This window comes from Streptomyces sp. NPDC058663 (assembly GCF_042716745.1).
In the GTDB taxonomy this organism is placed as follows: domain Bacteria; phylum Actinomycetota; class Actinomycetes; order Streptomycetales; family Streptomycetaceae; genus Streptomyces.
The window spans coordinates 24,057-37,769 of the sequence record NZ_JBHXRV010000047.1 but is presented as its reverse complement, the minus strand read 5'-3'; the positions used below and the strand labels follow the sequence as shown (position 1 = coordinate 37,769).

The 13,713-nt window shown below is 71.3% G+C and carries 10 protein-coding genes; 6 read left to right on the top strand and 4 right to left on the bottom strand.

The genetic code is table 11. The annotated features are described in order from the left end of the window. The first annotated feature begins 346 nt into the window (after positions 1 to 346). Entirely contained in the window at positions 347 to 1,153 is an 807-nt protein-coding gene (locus ACFWVV_RS29235; protein WP_384355392.1) for a hypothetical protein, read from the top strand. Positions 1,154 to 1,423: 270 nt separating this feature from the next. On the opposite strand, the gene ACFWVV_RS29230 is transcribed toward ACFWVV_RS29235, so the two are convergent. Both ACFWVV_RS29230 and ACFWVV_RS29225 read right to left on the bottom strand, forming a co-directional pair. Further along, a complete protein-coding gene (locus ACFWVV_RS29230; protein ID WP_384355335.1) occupies positions 1,424 to 1,855 on the bottom strand; it encodes a MarR family winged helix-turn-helix transcriptional regulator in 432 nt (143 codons plus the stop codon). Between the two features lie 336 nt (positions 1,856 to 2,191). After that, positions 2,192 to 5,062 carry a M4 family metallopeptidase gene (locus ACFWVV_RS29225; RefSeq protein ID WP_384355337.1) on the bottom strand — a complete coding sequence of 957 codons (2,871 nt, stop codon included), beginning with the start codon at positions 5,060 to 5,062 and terminating at the stop codon, positions 2,192 to 2,194. 164 nt (positions 5,063 to 5,226) lie between these two features. On the opposite strand from ACFWVV_RS29225, the gene ACFWVV_RS29220 reads away from it, so the two are divergent. After that, on the top strand, positions 5,227 to 6,234 hold the full coding sequence (locus ACFWVV_RS29220; RefSeq protein ID WP_384355339.1) for a helix-turn-helix domain-containing protein: 1,008 nt from the start codon (positions 5,227 to 5,229) through the stop codon (positions 6,232 to 6,234). A gap of 127 nt (positions 6,235 to 6,361) precedes the next feature. Further along, the gene (locus ACFWVV_RS29215) at positions 6,362 to 6,748 is read left to right on the top strand and encodes a VOC family protein (RefSeq protein ID WP_384355341.1); all 387 of its coding nucleotides are present in this window, start codon (positions 6,362 to 6,364) and stop codon (positions 6,746 to 6,748) included. Positions 6,749 to 6,983: 235 nt separating this feature from the next. On the opposite strand, the gene lon is transcribed toward ACFWVV_RS29215, so the two are convergent. After that, complete coding sequence (gene lon, locus ACFWVV_RS29210) at positions 6,984 to 9,389, bottom strand: endopeptidase La (protein ID WP_384355343.1); 2,406 nt, start codon at positions 9,387 to 9,389, stop codon at positions 6,984 to 6,986. A 125-nt stretch (positions 9,390 to 9,514) separates the two neighbouring features. Between lon and ACFWVV_RS29205 the strand changes: the two genes are divergently transcribed. The 3 genes from ACFWVV_RS29205 to ACFWVV_RS29195 all read left to right on the top strand — a co-directional run bounded on the left by ACFWVV_RS29205 (position 9,515) and on the right by ACFWVV_RS29195 (position 11,994). Further along, positions 9,515 to 10,378 (top strand): hypothetical protein, encoded by an 864-nt coding sequence (locus ACFWVV_RS29205; protein WP_384355345.1) that lies wholly within the window; start codon positions 9,515 to 9,517, stop codon positions 10,376 to 10,378. 126 nt (positions 10,379 to 10,504) lie between these two features. After that, complete coding sequence (locus tag ACFWVV_RS29200; RefSeq protein ID WP_384355347.1) at positions 10,505 to 11,155, top strand: GNAT family N-acetyltransferase; 651 nt, start codon at positions 10,505 to 10,507, stop codon at positions 11,153 to 11,155. A gap of 245 nt (positions 11,156 to 11,400) precedes the next feature. Then, positions 11,401 to 11,994 carry a hypothetical protein gene (locus ACFWVV_RS29195; protein ID WP_384355349.1) on the top strand — a complete coding sequence of 198 codons (594 nt, stop codon included), beginning with the start codon at positions 11,401 to 11,403 and terminating at the stop codon, positions 11,992 to 11,994. Between the two features lie 68 nt (positions 11,995 to 12,062). On the opposite strand, the gene ACFWVV_RS29190 is transcribed toward ACFWVV_RS29195, so the two are convergent. Then, positions 12,063 to 12,977, bottom strand: coding sequence for a rhomboid-like protein (locus ACFWVV_RS29190; protein ID WP_384355351.1), 915 nt, complete (start codon positions 12,975 to 12,977; stop codon positions 12,063 to 12,065). Positions 12,978 to 13,713 lie beyond the last annotated feature (736 nt).

The following is a 13,713-nucleotide window of genomic DNA, read 5'->3' as shown; positions in this document are numbered from 1 at the left end:
CGAGGTGACGACTGGTACATCAGGTGCGTACGGACCGGGCACCCCACCCCCCACACCTGATTCAGCTTTCGACCATTCCAGCGCCCTGGGGAGGGAGGCGCGCATCAACCGACCCGCCACCCGAACGAGTGAACATCACTCGGGAGTTGGCGAACAACTCCCGTCACGGTCCGTCAGACGCCCCCGCGGTGCGTCGGTTGGAAGTTCCGTGCGGGCTTTGGCAAGATGCCCCCTCGCAGCTTCCCGGAATAGATCATTCCCTCGCAATCCACTCTCTTGACCTGCTGGTATGGGCCAATTCGCGACGTCGGCCGAATGCGCCGACCGCTCCGGCAAACTGGCCGCTATGCGCATCGAACTGGCCACCGCCCCCGGAAACCCCGAACGCCCCAACGAGGACTGGACGTCCGTGGCACTGCCTGCGGCGGGTGAGCACGGCACCGGAGGTCAGGGGGGCACCCTCGTCGTACTGGACGGCGTCACTCCGCCACCCTTCGAAACGGGATGTGTGCACTCGGTGCCCTGGTTCACGGCGCGACTGGGTGGCGCGATGATCGAATTGTCCGGATCAAGGCCTGAATTGACCCTCGCGGAAGTGCTGGCCGCCGCGATCACGCGGACCGCGGACGCCCACCGCGACACCTGTGACCTTTCTCACGTACGTACACCTCAGGCGGCGGTGGTCATGGTGCGTTGGGGGGCCGCGCGGGTCGAACACCTGGTGCTGTCGGACTCCGCCCTGCTGCTCCAGGGGGCGGACGGGGAGGTGCGCGCGGTACTGGACGACCGGCTGGACCGGATTCCGCGCGAGGCACTGCGCGCGCACGCGACCGCGGACGTGTACCGGAACGCGCCCGGTGGGTTCTTCACCGCCGCGGCGGATCCGGCGGTGGCCGGGCGGGCCGTCGTCGGGGTGACGCCGCGGGCGGAGGTCGCGGCGGTGGCGGCCATGACGGACGGGGTCACCCGCTGGGTGGACATGTTCGGGGAGGGGGACTGGGGGGACTGCATGGGGGTCCTGCGGAAGGAGGGGGCGCAGGGGTTGATCGACCGGGTACGGGAGCTGGAGCGGGGGGTGCCGGAGCGGGGGGAGCCGGGGGCGGTGAGGGTGAAGCGGCATGACGATGCGGCGGTGGTGTACGCGGAGCTGTGAGGGGTGGGGAGCGGGGTGCGGGTTTCGGGTGGGCGGGACAGGGGTGCGCGGCTCCGCCGGGGGCCGCCCCCTTGCCCGCCCGTTCCGCCCCCGGGGGCGGCCCCGCCGCCCAAGGGGCCGGGGGGGGGAGGGGTGCGGGCGGGCCCGCCGCCCAAGGGGGCCGGGGGGGAGGGGTGCGGGCGGGCCCGCCGCCCAAGGGGGCGGGGGGTAAGGGGTGTGGGCAGCCCCGCCGTCCAAGGGGACAGGGGGTGGGGTCGGGCGGCGGGTGGGTCAGGAGTCTGGCTGGGTGTTGAGTTGGTGGAGGAGGCGGGCGAGTTCGGCCACTTCGGCCCGGTCCCAGTTGGAGAGCTTGCGCACGTAGCTGGCCCGGCGGGCGTCCCGTACCCGGCGGAACCGTGCCCGGCCCTCCTCGGTGAGCAGGATCAGCGAGGCCCGGCCGTCCGCCGGGTCCGGCTCGCGGGCCACCAGCCCCAGCTCCTCCAGCGCCCGCAGCTGCCGGCTCATGGTGGCCTTGCCGACACCGAACCAGGCCGCGAGTTCCGTCGCCCGCTGCCGGTCCGCCTCATCCAGCCGGACCAGCAGCCCGTACGCCGCGGGTTCCAGGTCCGGGTGCACCTGCCGGGCCATGTCGCCCGACGAGGCCCGCGCCCGGCGCAGGAAGAGCGCCAACTCCCGTTCCAGCGCGAGGAATTCCTGATCCACTTGGAGGTCTCCTGTCGTTTCCGGAGCCGTCCCCGGTGAGCGTTCCGGACCGTGCCGGAATCCTTCCGCGGCGCACGTCGCCGCAGCTCACCCAGTATTTCTCAGGTGTGGACCAATGCCGGCATCCGGTCCCCCTTCCGTACCTCGGGTCCCTGTGCCCCCGGCCGGCCCCCGGGCACGGGCCACGCGGCACGGCACGCGAAGGACCCCCGGCGCACGGGCGCCGGAGGTCCGGTTCACGGGTTGTCCGTCGGATGTACCGGTTGTCCGTCGGATTCACGGGGTACTCCACGGACTACTCCGCGAAATGCTCACCCGTCAAGGTGTTCAGCGTGTTCAGCAGCGGCCGGCCGCACGGTCCCGTACCACCAGGTCCGTGTTGCTGGTCGTGCCGTCGATCCACACGACGCGCTTGCCGGTGTCGGCCGAGGCGTACGACTGGTCGCCGCGGTTGCAGGACATCCGCTCGCCCTCCCGGGTGCCGGAGGTCTCGAACTGCCAGAGCTTCGGCAGCGTCTCGTTGCGGTACTGCGTGTCGGGCTCCTGCGAGTTGACCGTGACGGCTTCCTCGGAGGCGGTCAGGTCGAAGGCGTACAGCGCCTTGTCGCCGCTCTCGGGGCTGAGGTCGAGCATCTTGCCGCCGTCCAGGTTGGCGCGGCGCACGGCCATCGGTCCTGACGCGACCTCGTCGACCAGCCAGGAGACGTGCGTCCTGGAGATGCCGGTCTGGCCGAGGCTCTCGACGGCTGCCTTCTGCGGCATGAGGTTCGTCTTCTTGGTCCTGGTGTCCAGGACCTCGACGTCCAGCCGGTACTCGCCGGCGACCGGCGCGAGCTTGGCGTAGGCGACCTTGCCGTCCTTGACGGAGGGCAGTGCCGAGGCGAGGTGGTAGCGGCCGCCGTCGACGTAGGCCTGCTCGGCCGTCTTCAGGTTCTTGTACGCGGCGTGCCGTCCGCCGAACGGGTCGCTCTCCTCCCAGACGACGACGTCACCGTCGATCCGCAGGCCCTGTACTCCGGTGGAGGAGGACCACACCTTCTTGATCGGGCCGCCGGCGACCGGACGCACCAGGATGTCGATGCTGGTGGTGCCGTAGGCCGCCCAGACGACGTTCTTGCCGTCGGTCGCCGGGTAGACGTGGAACCGGCCGTCGTTGGGGCTGACCAGCTTCGCCGCGCCGCTGCCGTCGGTGCGGCCGGTGTAGATGGAGTACGGCTCGGAGCCGTCGTCGTTGGACTTGGCGACGGCGTAGTGGCCGCCGCCCGCGCCGGTCCCGGTGCCGGAGGTGTTGAGCTTGCCCAGCAGGGTGTCGGTGTCGAGACCCATCGCGTCCTCCCAGTCCGGGACGATGCCGTGGGCACTGAAGGAGCGCTTGATCACGTTCTGCTGCTTCGCGGTGGCGCCGAGGTCCTTGGCGGCGGCGAGGACCGCGTTGCGTCCCTCGGTGAAGCCGTCCAGCGGGGTCAGGTACTCGGCGAGCGCCTTGTACACGACGGCGTCGGTGAAGTCCTCGTCGAGGTCCTGGCGGATGTCCCACAGGGCGCCGGAGAAGATCGTCGAGTTGAGGTGCACACCACCGTTGTCGACGTTGTACGCGACACCGAGGAAGTCCTTGGAGGTGGTGCGGCCGTCGTTCATGTCGCGCAGGGCGCACTCGCGCTTGGACAGGGTGCGGCACAGGTCCTCGCCGACCAGCCCGGATTCCGGGTTGTCCATGGCGGTACCGCCGCTGTTGGTGTCGATGGCGTTGCCGAAGTAGTCGGCGAGAGCCTCGTTGAGCGCGCCGGACTGGCCGACGTACACCAGGTTGGCGGTGTTCTCCACGACGCCGTGGGTCATCTCGTGCCCGACCACGTCGACGTCGGAGGCGAGCGGCTTGTACTCGTCGTCGCCGACGCCGTACACCATCTTGCTGCCGTCCCAGAAGGCGTTGACCCACGGCTGCCCGCCGTTGGTGACGCCCACCAGGGAGTTGATGGCCATGCCGCGGCCGTCGAGGCTGTCGCGCTGGTGCTTGGCCTTGTAGTAGTCGTAGACCTGGGTGGCTGCCCACTGGGCGTCGATGGCGCCCGCGTCGGTGGCTTCCTTGCCGAAGTCCTGGACGGGCGAGCCGAATTCCTTGATGCCGGAGGGCCAGGTGCCTGCCGCGTCGTTGGCCTCCACGCCGCGGGCGTCCCAGGTGGCGACGGCGTTCTTGCTGGTGTCCTGCATCCGTACGTGGTCCCGGAGCGTGTACTCCTTGCGGGAGGCGTCGAAGTACAGGTTCAGATCGACCTTGGTGCCGTCGGTCCTGACGCCGGTGCCGGTCGCGTCGGCGGGGCCCAGGGCGGCGCCCGCGGCCTTCCGCTCACCCTGCGCGGCCTTGACGGCCTTGACGGCCTTGACGGCGGCACCCTTCGCCGGCTTGTTGCCGAACGTCTTGATGCTGCTGTACTGGAGGACCGGGAATCCGGCCCGCGCGTCGATGTACACCTGTCGCAGCACGGCCTCGCCGGTCACCGGGTGGTTGCCCCTGACCGTGACCTGGCGGGTCAGTACGCCCTTGCCCTGCGGGAGTACGACCAGCTTGCCGGCGGTGCCGGAGAGCGCGGTGGCGGCGGCGGACTTCTGCCCCCCGGCCTTGCGCAGGTCCTTCTTACCGAGGTTCTTGCCGTTCAGCTCGCGGCCGACGGCGGCGACGGCGCGCTCCACGGCGGTCTTCTCGGAGACCGTGGCGGTGGCGGGCGCTGCCAGCTCGGTGAAGTACTTGCCCGAGGTGCCGACGACGCTGCGCTTGCCGTCCGTGTTCTCCATCCTGACGACGTACTGGCCGCCGAGGACGTCGAGACCCTTGTACTTCTGCTGGAGGCGGACCGTCTCGGTGCCGCCCTTGCCGGACTGGGCGGCGACGGCCTTGAGGTTGGCGCCCGGGTTGCCGATGCGGTAGCGGCTCTGCTTCTCGGCGAGGTGGCCGACGGCCGCGGCGGCGGCGCTGCCGGTGGACTTCGCCGGCTCCTTGATGCCGTCAACCAGGGCGGGGGTCGCGGTGTCGGTGCCGGGGATCACCTCGGCGGGGGCTGCGGGTGCGGCAGGCGGGGCTGCCTGGGCGGCGGGTACGACGCCTGCGAGCAGGGCTGCCGCGCCGATCAGGGCGGCCACTCCCTTGGTGCCCCTGGATATACCGGATGTGGCGGTGGTGTTGCCGCCGGGCTGTCTTGCTGCACGCACTCGGGTGTTGTGCACGCTTTCCCTCCCACGGTACGGACGCTCTTCGGGCCTGTTGGGCAGGGCCATGCAAGTCGCTCTGTGTTCAAGTCGGCAATGTTTCCCGTGTGTTCAGATGTGGACACGCACACTTGTGTGCATGCAGTGCTCACGAAAGAATCCGGCCCATGATCGAGGGGGAAGAACTGCACAGCCTCGGCCTGGGGGAGGTCGAGGGACGTGTCTACGAGGCGCTTCTCATGGAACGCGCCGCAAGCGCCACCGAGTTGACCGACTTACTGGAAGTCCCCGCTCCACGCATTGAAGAGGCCCTGACCAGCCTCGAAGCATCAGGATTCACCCTTTCCACCCAGGACGGCACACCCCGTCCGGCGGCCCCGGCCGCCGCCATCCGCACACTGATCCACCGCCGTCAAGCCGAACTCCACATTCAGTCAGCCGAGTTGGAGCGGTTGATGATGTCCGCGGACCGCATCGCGGGGCGTCTGGCCGTGACGTCGCCGGCCGCCTCCGAGGGCGGCATCGAGATCATCACGGGCCCGCGCCAGATCGGCGAGCGCGCCCAGTCGCTCCTCGCCTCCGCCGAACACGAGGTGGTGATCCTCGACCGGCCGCCGTACGCGAGGGCGGACACCGGCCCACCGGACCGGCCACCCGCCCTGGACATAGAGGCCCTGCTCGACCGGGGCGTCACCGTCCGCGCGGTGATAGACCGCGAGGGCCTCTCCTACCCCGGCCGGATGCACTCGCTGGCCTCCCTCGCCGCGCGCGGCCTGCGGGCCAGGGTCACCACCGGGGTCCCGACCAAGCTCATCGGCATCGACCGCCGGGTCACCCTGCTGCCGCCCACCGAAGCCGCCGATCCGACGGCCGCCGCGCTGGTGGTGGGTGACGCCCTGCTCCGCAACGCGCTGCTCCCGCTCTTCGAGACCGTCTGGGACCGCTCGATCCCGCTGAGCGGAACCACCGAGCCGCCCGCCGACCCGGTGCCGGGGCAGCAGCGGGAGCTCCTGGGCCTGTTGGCGGCCGGCCTCAAGGACGAGGCGATCGCGCGGCGGCTGGGGGTCCACGTGCACACCGCCCGCCGTCGCATCTCCCGCCTGCTGGAGTCCCTGAACGCGGAGACCCGCTTCCAGGCGGGGGCGCAGGCGGCGACGCGGGGGTGGCTGGCGTGAGGGGGGGTGGCCCTTGACCGGCGCCGGTGGCCTCACCTAGTTTTTCGCCCACGGCATCGCGCGTCGGCCACCGGCTGGGTGGGGCGTGAAGGTAGCCCGTGAGATTGCCCAACGGAGGCATTCCACCGTGTCGGTACAGCTGAATCACACGATCGTCCTCTCCCGTGACAACCGGGAATCCGCAGAGTTCTTCGCCCACGTCATGGGCCTCGAAGTAGGCACCGAGTGGGGCCCGTTCATCCCGGTCACCCTTGCGAACGGCGTCGATCTCGATTTCGCTTCGCTCCCGCCCTCGCAGGACGTCTTCCCGCAGCACTACGCGTTCCTCGTCTCCGAGGACGAGTTCGACGCCATCTTCGCCCGCATCCGCGCCAAGGGCCTGGCCTACACGGCGGACCCGCACGGCAAGAAGCCGGGCGAGATCAACACCAACGACGGCGGCCGGGGCGTCTACTTCCCGGATCCGTCGGGCCATGGCCTGGAGATCATCACGGTGCCGTACGGCGGTTTCTAGCCATACCGGCTTCCGTTCGTCCGGCGGCACGCGGCTCCTGGCCGGTCCTGCGGTACGGGAGTCGGCCCGTCGGTCAATGCGCACCCGGAAGGGCCCCGCACCTGTGGTGCGGGGCCCTTCCGGCACGGCGCCCGGCGTGCGCGGCGCCCGGCCTGCACGGCACCAGTCTTGCGCGGCGCCCGGCTTACGCGGCGCCAGGCTTACGCGGCGCCAGGCTTACGCGGCGACCTGTCGCCTACGCGGCGAGCTGCTCCGCCACCACTCGCGCCGGGGTCAGCGCGATCTCCAGCACCTGGCGGACGTCGGTCACCGGGTGCACCTCCAGCTTTTCGAGGATCTCGGCCGGGACGTCGTCCAGGTCGGGCTCGTTCCGCTTGGGGATGACCACCGTGGTGGTCCCTGCCCGGTGGGCGGCCAGCAGCTTCTGCTTCAGCCCGCCGATGGGCAGGACCCGGCCGGTCAGCGAGACCTCACCCGTCATGGCCACGTCCGTACGGACCGGTCGGCCGGAGAGGAGGGAGGCCAGGGCGGTGGTCATGGTGATGCCGGCGCTCGGGCCGTCCTTGGGCACCGCGCCCGCGGGGAAGTGGATGTGGACCCCGCGGTCCTTCAGGTCGGCCACCGGGAGTTCGAGCTCGGCACCGTGCGAGCGCAGGAAGGAGAGCGCGATCTGCGCGGACTCCTTCATCACGTCGCCCAGCTGGCCGGTGAGGGTCAGCCCCGCACCGCCCGTCTCCGCGTCGGCCAGGGACGCCTCCACGAACAGGACGTCACCGCCCGCACCGGTCACGGCGAGCCCGGTCGCCACGCCCGGCACCGCGGTGCGCCGCTCAGCCGGGTCCTGAGCGGACTCCGGCACGTGGTGCGGACGCCCGATCAGCTCGCGCAGGTCACCGTCCTCGATGGCGAACGGCAGCTCCCGGTCGCCCAGTTCGTGCTGTGCGGCGACCTTGCGCAGCAGCCTCGCGACCGCACGCTCCAGGTTCCGTACGCCTGCCTCCCTGGTGTACTCGCCCGCCAGCTTGCGCAGGGCGGACTCCTCCAGGGTGACCTCGCCGGGCTCCAGACCGGCCCGGTCGAGCTGGCGGGGCAGGAGGTGGTCACGGGCGATGACGACCTTCTCGTCCTCGGTGTAGCCGTCCAGGCGGACCAGCTCCATCCGGTCGAGCAGGGCCTCGGGGATGGCTTCGAGCACATTGGCGGTCGCCAGGAAGACGACGTCGCTCAGGTCGAGTTCGACCTCCAGGTAGTGGTCGCGGAAGGTGTGGTTCTGGGCCGGGTCCAGCACTTCGAGGAGCGCCGCAGCCGGGTCGCCCCGGAAGTCGGAGCCGACCTTGTCGATCTCGTCGAGGAGGACGACGGGGTTCATCGACCCGGCCTCCTTGATGGCACGGACGATACGGCCGGGCAGCGCGCCGACGTACGTACGCCGGTGGCCGCGGATCTCCGCCTCGTCGCGCACACCACCGAGCGCCACGCGGACGAACTTGCGGCCCATGGCGTGGGCGACGCTCTCACCGAGCGAGGTCTTGCCGACGCCGGGAGGCCCGACGAGGGCCAGCACGGCACCGCCCCTGCGGCCGCCGACCACCCCGAGCCCCCGGTCGGCACGGCGCTTGCGCACCGCCAGGTATTCGGTGATCCGCTCCTTGACGTCTTCCAGACCGGCGTGCTCGGCGTCCAGGATCTCCTTGGCGCCCCTGATGTCGTACTGGTCCTCGGTGGTCTCGTTCCACGGCAGTTCCAGGACGGTGTCCAGCCAGGTGCGGATCCACGACCCCTCCGGGGACTGGTCGCTGGAGCGCTCCAGCTTCTCGACCTCCTTGAGGGCCGCCTCGCGCACCTTCTCCGGCAGGTCGGCGGCCTCGACGCGGGCCCGGTAGTCGTCGGACTCCTCACCCTCGGCCTCGCCGTTGAGGTCGCGCAGCTCCTTGCGCACCGCGTCGAGCTGCTTGCGCAGCAGGAACTCGCGCTGCTGCTTGTCGACGCCCTCCTGGACGTCCTTGGCGATGGTCTCGGCGACGTCCTGCTCGGCGAGGTGCTCGCTGAGGGCGGCCAGCGCGAGCCGCAGCCGGGCGACCGGGTCGGCGGTCTCCAGGAGCTCCACCTTCTGGGCGGTGGTCAGGAACGGCGAGTACCCGGAGTTGTCGGCGAGCGCGGAGACGCCCTCGATCTGCTGCACGCGGTCCACGACCTGCCAGGCGCCGCGCTTCTTCAGCCAGGTCGTCGCGAGGGCCTTGTACTCCCTGACCAGCTCGGCGACCGCACCCGGCACGGGGTCGGGGTCGGACTCGTCGATCCGTGCGCCCTCCACCCAGAGCGCGCCGCCGGGTCCTGTCGTACCCGCGCCGATCTTGACTCGGCCGCGGGCCCGGATGAGCGCGCCGGGGTCGCCGTCGGACAGCCGGCCGACCTGCTCGACGGTGCCGAGCACGCCCGTCGCCGCGTACGTGCCGTCGATGCGCGGAACAAGAAGCACCTGCGGCTTGCTGGACTCGGTACGGACGGCAGCCTGTGCCGCCTCGACCGCCGCGCGCACCTCGGTGTCGGACAGGTCCAGCGGCACCACCATCCCGGGCAGCACGACTTCGTCGTCGAGCGGCAGCACGGGCAGGGTGAGCGGTGTGGACGTCGATGCCATGATCTCCCCTTGGGCAGTGAAGTTGAGCTATACCGACTCAATGCATATGAGCCCTTCAGTGTTCCCCAACCCGTGTTCGCTCTGAGCGATCACCCGGCGGACACCGGCCTGGTGGGATGCCGCCCATGACCGACTGGCCAGAACCCACGAGCGCCCACGACTCCGCCGAGGGCATCCCCGCCTTGCTGGAACGGATCGCGCGGGAGCCCACGCCCGCGCGCTGGGACGACCTGTGGGCCGCCCTCTGCCCTCAGGGCGACGTCTGCACGGCCAGTTTCGCGGCCCTCCCCCACCTGGCAGCCATGACCGGGAGCGGCGACCGGGAACAGGCCGTGAACGCACTGACCCTGGCCGGCGCCATCATGGCGGGCGCCGGGCAGCAACCGCACGGGGCGGGCGATGTGCGCACGAAGCACTCGCAGGACCTCGCGACTCTGCTGGCCGCGGTGCGCCGTCGCCTCCGGTCCGCGAGCGGGCACACCGAGTACATCGGGCTCCTGGAGGCCATGCTCGGCCTCGAAGGCGTGGAGGACGTCGAGGGCGTGGAGGACGTCGAGGGCGTGGAGGCCGTCGAGGACGTCGAGGACGTCGAGGACGTCGTGGGCACGGAAGGACTCGACGGCGTGGAAGGCGTCAAAGGCCTCACGGGCTCCGGAGGATGGAGCGAGGACCTGGCCTGGGGCCTGGGGAACGAGGAGTACGAGGTCTCCTGCCCTGACTGCGCGAGCGACCTGTTCGTCGTCCTGGCCGAGGGCGGACTGTTCTGCACGGCCGAGGAGTACGACCTGTCTGGCGACAACGCCGGAGCGCAGCCGCTCCGGCCGGTGAGCCCCGCCGACCTGACGGGCATCGGACGGCGCCTGCACGGCATCGCACTCGCCGACGGCCAGCACCGGGTCGCCCACTTGCTGACGTATGTCTTCGGGCACGCCACCTGCCCGGACTGCGCGACCGACTTCGTCGTCGCCGACCGGGTCGGCGCCGGCTGAGCACCCCGACGCATGCGGCCCGGGCAACTCCCCCTCCCTGCAAGAAGGAGCTCGACAACCCGCCACCCGGGAAGGTGTAATGATCCCTAGCCGCAACTGACCATTACGTCGCGCAAGGGGAACAGCATGGCCTTCGCCGCCACCACCGACGTCGTCAACGCCTGGGCGCAGGGGTGGGCCCTTTCGCGCGGGGCCGCCGATCCGGTGCCGCAGCCGTGGGGCGTCACCATCGACATCGGGTTGCCGCACGCCGTCACCCGGCACGTGCTGTTCGGCCGGAACGCCTCCGACGGGGCCGCGTTCCGCAAGCTGGTGCGTGACGACACGGCGCCCGGCACCTGGGTCAAGTGCGTGGAGCCGCCCGAGGCGGTGGCTCCGTGGATGGCGCAGGGGTGGGAGTACGACGCCCCGGGGCACCTGATGACACTCGCCCTCGCACCCGGCGTGTCCGCGCCCGAGGTGCCGGCCGGTTTCACCCGGCGCAGCTGGTCCAGGGCGGGGCTGACCCGGGTGCTGGTGCTGGCCGACGACGGCTCCCTCGGGGTGCGCGGGCAGGTCGCGGTCGTCGGGCGCACGGCGGTCGTCGACCAGGTGGAGACCAACGCGGTGCACCGGAGGCGGGGCCTGGGCACGCTGATGATGCGCACACTCCAGGCGTACGCGGCCCAGCAGGGCGCCGAGGACTGTGTGCTCGGCGCGTCGGACGACGGGTACGCGCTGTACTCGACGCTGGGCTGGGAGTGGGTATCGCCGCTGACGGGGGTCTTCCGGCCTTGACGGGCGGGTGCAGGAAGTGGGTTGAACCGTCCGGGGAAGGGGGCGGTGGAACGCGTGGGGGTGGTGCGTACGTCAGAGCGGCGACAGGAGCAGACGACACAGCACACGACGGGAGCATCATGCGATCCACTCGGAGCACGCGTTCCGCCCGGTCCCTGCGAGTTGCCCGGTCCCTGCGAGTTGCCCGGTCCCTGCGAGCCGCCGGGTCCCTGGGCGCCGCCCGGCCGCTGGGTTCCGCCCGGCCCGTGCGGTCCGCCGGGGTGGCCGCGGCGGCGGTCCTGTGCGGCGGACTGCTGCTGACCGGGTGCGGCGCAACGGGTACGGCCACCGGAGGCCCCTCGTCCGCCGGGACCTCGGCTGCCTCGCCGCGCGACAGCACCCCGTCCGGTACGGGACTGCCGAGTACCGGCGCCCCGTCCGGTACGGCACAGCCCGGCGACGGCACCCCCTCCCCCACCGCGCCCCCGGTGACCGGTGATCCCGCGCCCTCAACCTCCGTACCCGGAAAGGGCCAGCAACTCGTCGCCGCCACCGTCAGCGGAGGCATCGACGGCCGGCACCGCAGCGTCGTGGTCAGCACCGAGGGCACGTACACCACCACGGACCGGAAGAAGGGGTCCGGACGGGGCCGGATGAGCCCCGCCGAACTGGCCGAACTCCGCACCGCGCTCGCCGAGTCCGGCTTCGCGAAGCTCCCCCGGGTCTCGAAGGCCGATCCGCCCGTCATGGACGGAATCACCACCGCGGTCGTCCACCAGGGGCACGAGGTCACCACCGACGGAATGAAGAAGATCCCGAAGCTGGACCGGATCATCGCGGCCCTTCCGGGACTCGGTTAGCCGGTCGCCGACGGCGGCCGACGCCTCCCCGTCCGCCCCCGGTACCGCCGCGCCCCGAAGCGCGACGCCTACAGGTACGAGGGCGCGGCCCGGCGCTCCTTCCAGCGGCGTACCAGCGGCCAGGTCGTCAGCCCCACGCACAGCGCCAGCGGGTGCCCGAGCGCGGTCAGCGGGTCCGCGTACGCCACCAGGTCCTGGAGCAGTACGAGACCGACGCCGCCCAGCAGCCCCCACCTCAACCACGGCAGCCGCAGCACTCCGGCCAGCGCTCCGACCGACGCCATCAGGCCGAAGCTGATGCCGAAGTCCAGGCGGTGCAGGGAGGTCTCCGGGAGGTGGCCCGCCCAGACCGCGACACCGACAGGCACCTCGGTGGCCAGCGAGGCCACCACATGTCCGAACGCGAAGACCGCGGCGGTACCGAGTCCCCCGATGCGGCGTTCCAACGCGGTGAGCACGACCAGGAATCCCAGGGCGTACGGCGAGGCCAGCCCGCCGGCCACCCACAGCGCACTGCCGACCAGCGAGAACACCGGGGTGCTGGTGAGGTGTGCGACGTCGGTGCTGGAAGCACGCAGCAGCGCCGAAACGGTGGCCGGGTCGCCGAGCTGGGCGTAGAGGGACGTGGCGACCAGGACGAGTGCGTAACAGAACGTGAAGGGGGTGCCGGTGGGAGTGGGCAGCAGGTGCCAGAGATGCCAACGCCTGGCGTGCGGGGGCCTGTGAGGGCTCGCGGATGGGGGGCTGACGGCGGTGACGGCCGGGTCGGTTGAGGCGGTCGGGCCTGTGGGGGCGGACAGGCCTGTGGTGGCGACGGGGGCGGCAGTGACCCCGCAGACCGCGGGGGCGTCCCCGCCGGTGGCGGAGGCCCGACCGGGGACGACCGCTGAGTCGGCGGTGACGGCCCGGCCGGTACGAACGCCCTCGGCGGGGTCCGTGGCGGCGGATGCATCCGGGGTAGCGGCCGTGACGGCCGGGCCCACCGCGGCACCAGCACCCGCAAGCGGCACCGGACCGGCCGGACCCACCACGGACACCTCATCCGGGACCGCGGCCGAGACAGTCACCTGCCGTTGGCCCGGCACCCCGGAGAGCGCCGGCACCCCGGTGAGCCCCTGCTCCTCCGCCGACCGCGCCTGCGGACCCGCTGAGGCTGAGGCCCACTCTCCCGCTGCGGCCCCTCGCCGCCCGGCCTTCTGCTGATGTTGCGTCGCTGCACGGTGCACTGCGTGAGGCCCCATTCCCCCGGACCACCGCACCCGGGGTGCGCGGCCGGAATCGTCAAGCCACGCCCGTGTCCCTCGGCCGCGTCTCTCGCGTTCGCCTGCTGCTTACGGACAGACCCGTCGGCCCGTCGTTCCTGCTCTCTTGCAGACAACGCTCACTTTCTGCCCCGATATCCCGCCACGTCTATGACACACCTCACATCGCATCCTCCCGAGGCAACCTTCACAGCAGAGGGAGCGTCGGCAGGACCGACCCCCCGGCCCCTCCCGGGCGGCTCCCCGCACACCTGATCCCCGCCCCCGGGAGAACATTCACAGGTTCCCCACGGGTGCCGGTACAACCCTGCCGCGGGTGAACAGGGCGTCACCCTGACGACACAGCGGGACACCTTGCCTACGCAACGTCTACCTCCTTGTGCACAGGGCGAGTTGTCACGACGGGACTTACGAAGAGTCATTGCGGAATGTCGTATTCAGCAGGATTGGGAGGATG

What these genes read in the sequence shown, in the direction of transcription:
- lon (WP_384355343.1), bottom strand. Translation starts at nt 9,389, where the DNA reads ATGGCATCGACGTCCACACCGCTCACCCTGCCCGTGCTGCCGCTCGAC.
- ACFWVV_RS29235 (WP_384355392.1), top strand. Translation starts at nt 347, where the DNA reads ATGCGCATCGAACTGGCCACCGCCCCCGGAAACCCCGAACGCCCCAAC.
- ACFWVV_RS29220 (WP_384355339.1), top strand. Translation starts at nt 5,227, where the DNA reads ATGATCGAGGGGGAAGAACTGCACAGCCTCGGCCTGGGGGAGGTCGAG.
- ACFWVV_RS29200 (WP_384355347.1), top strand. Translation starts at nt 10,505, where the DNA reads ATGGCCTTCGCCGCCACCACCGACGTCGTCAACGCCTGGGCGCAGGGG.
- ACFWVV_RS29205 (WP_384355345.1), top strand. Translation starts at nt 9,515, where the DNA reads ATGACCGACTGGCCAGAACCCACGAGCGCCCACGACTCCGCCGAGGGC.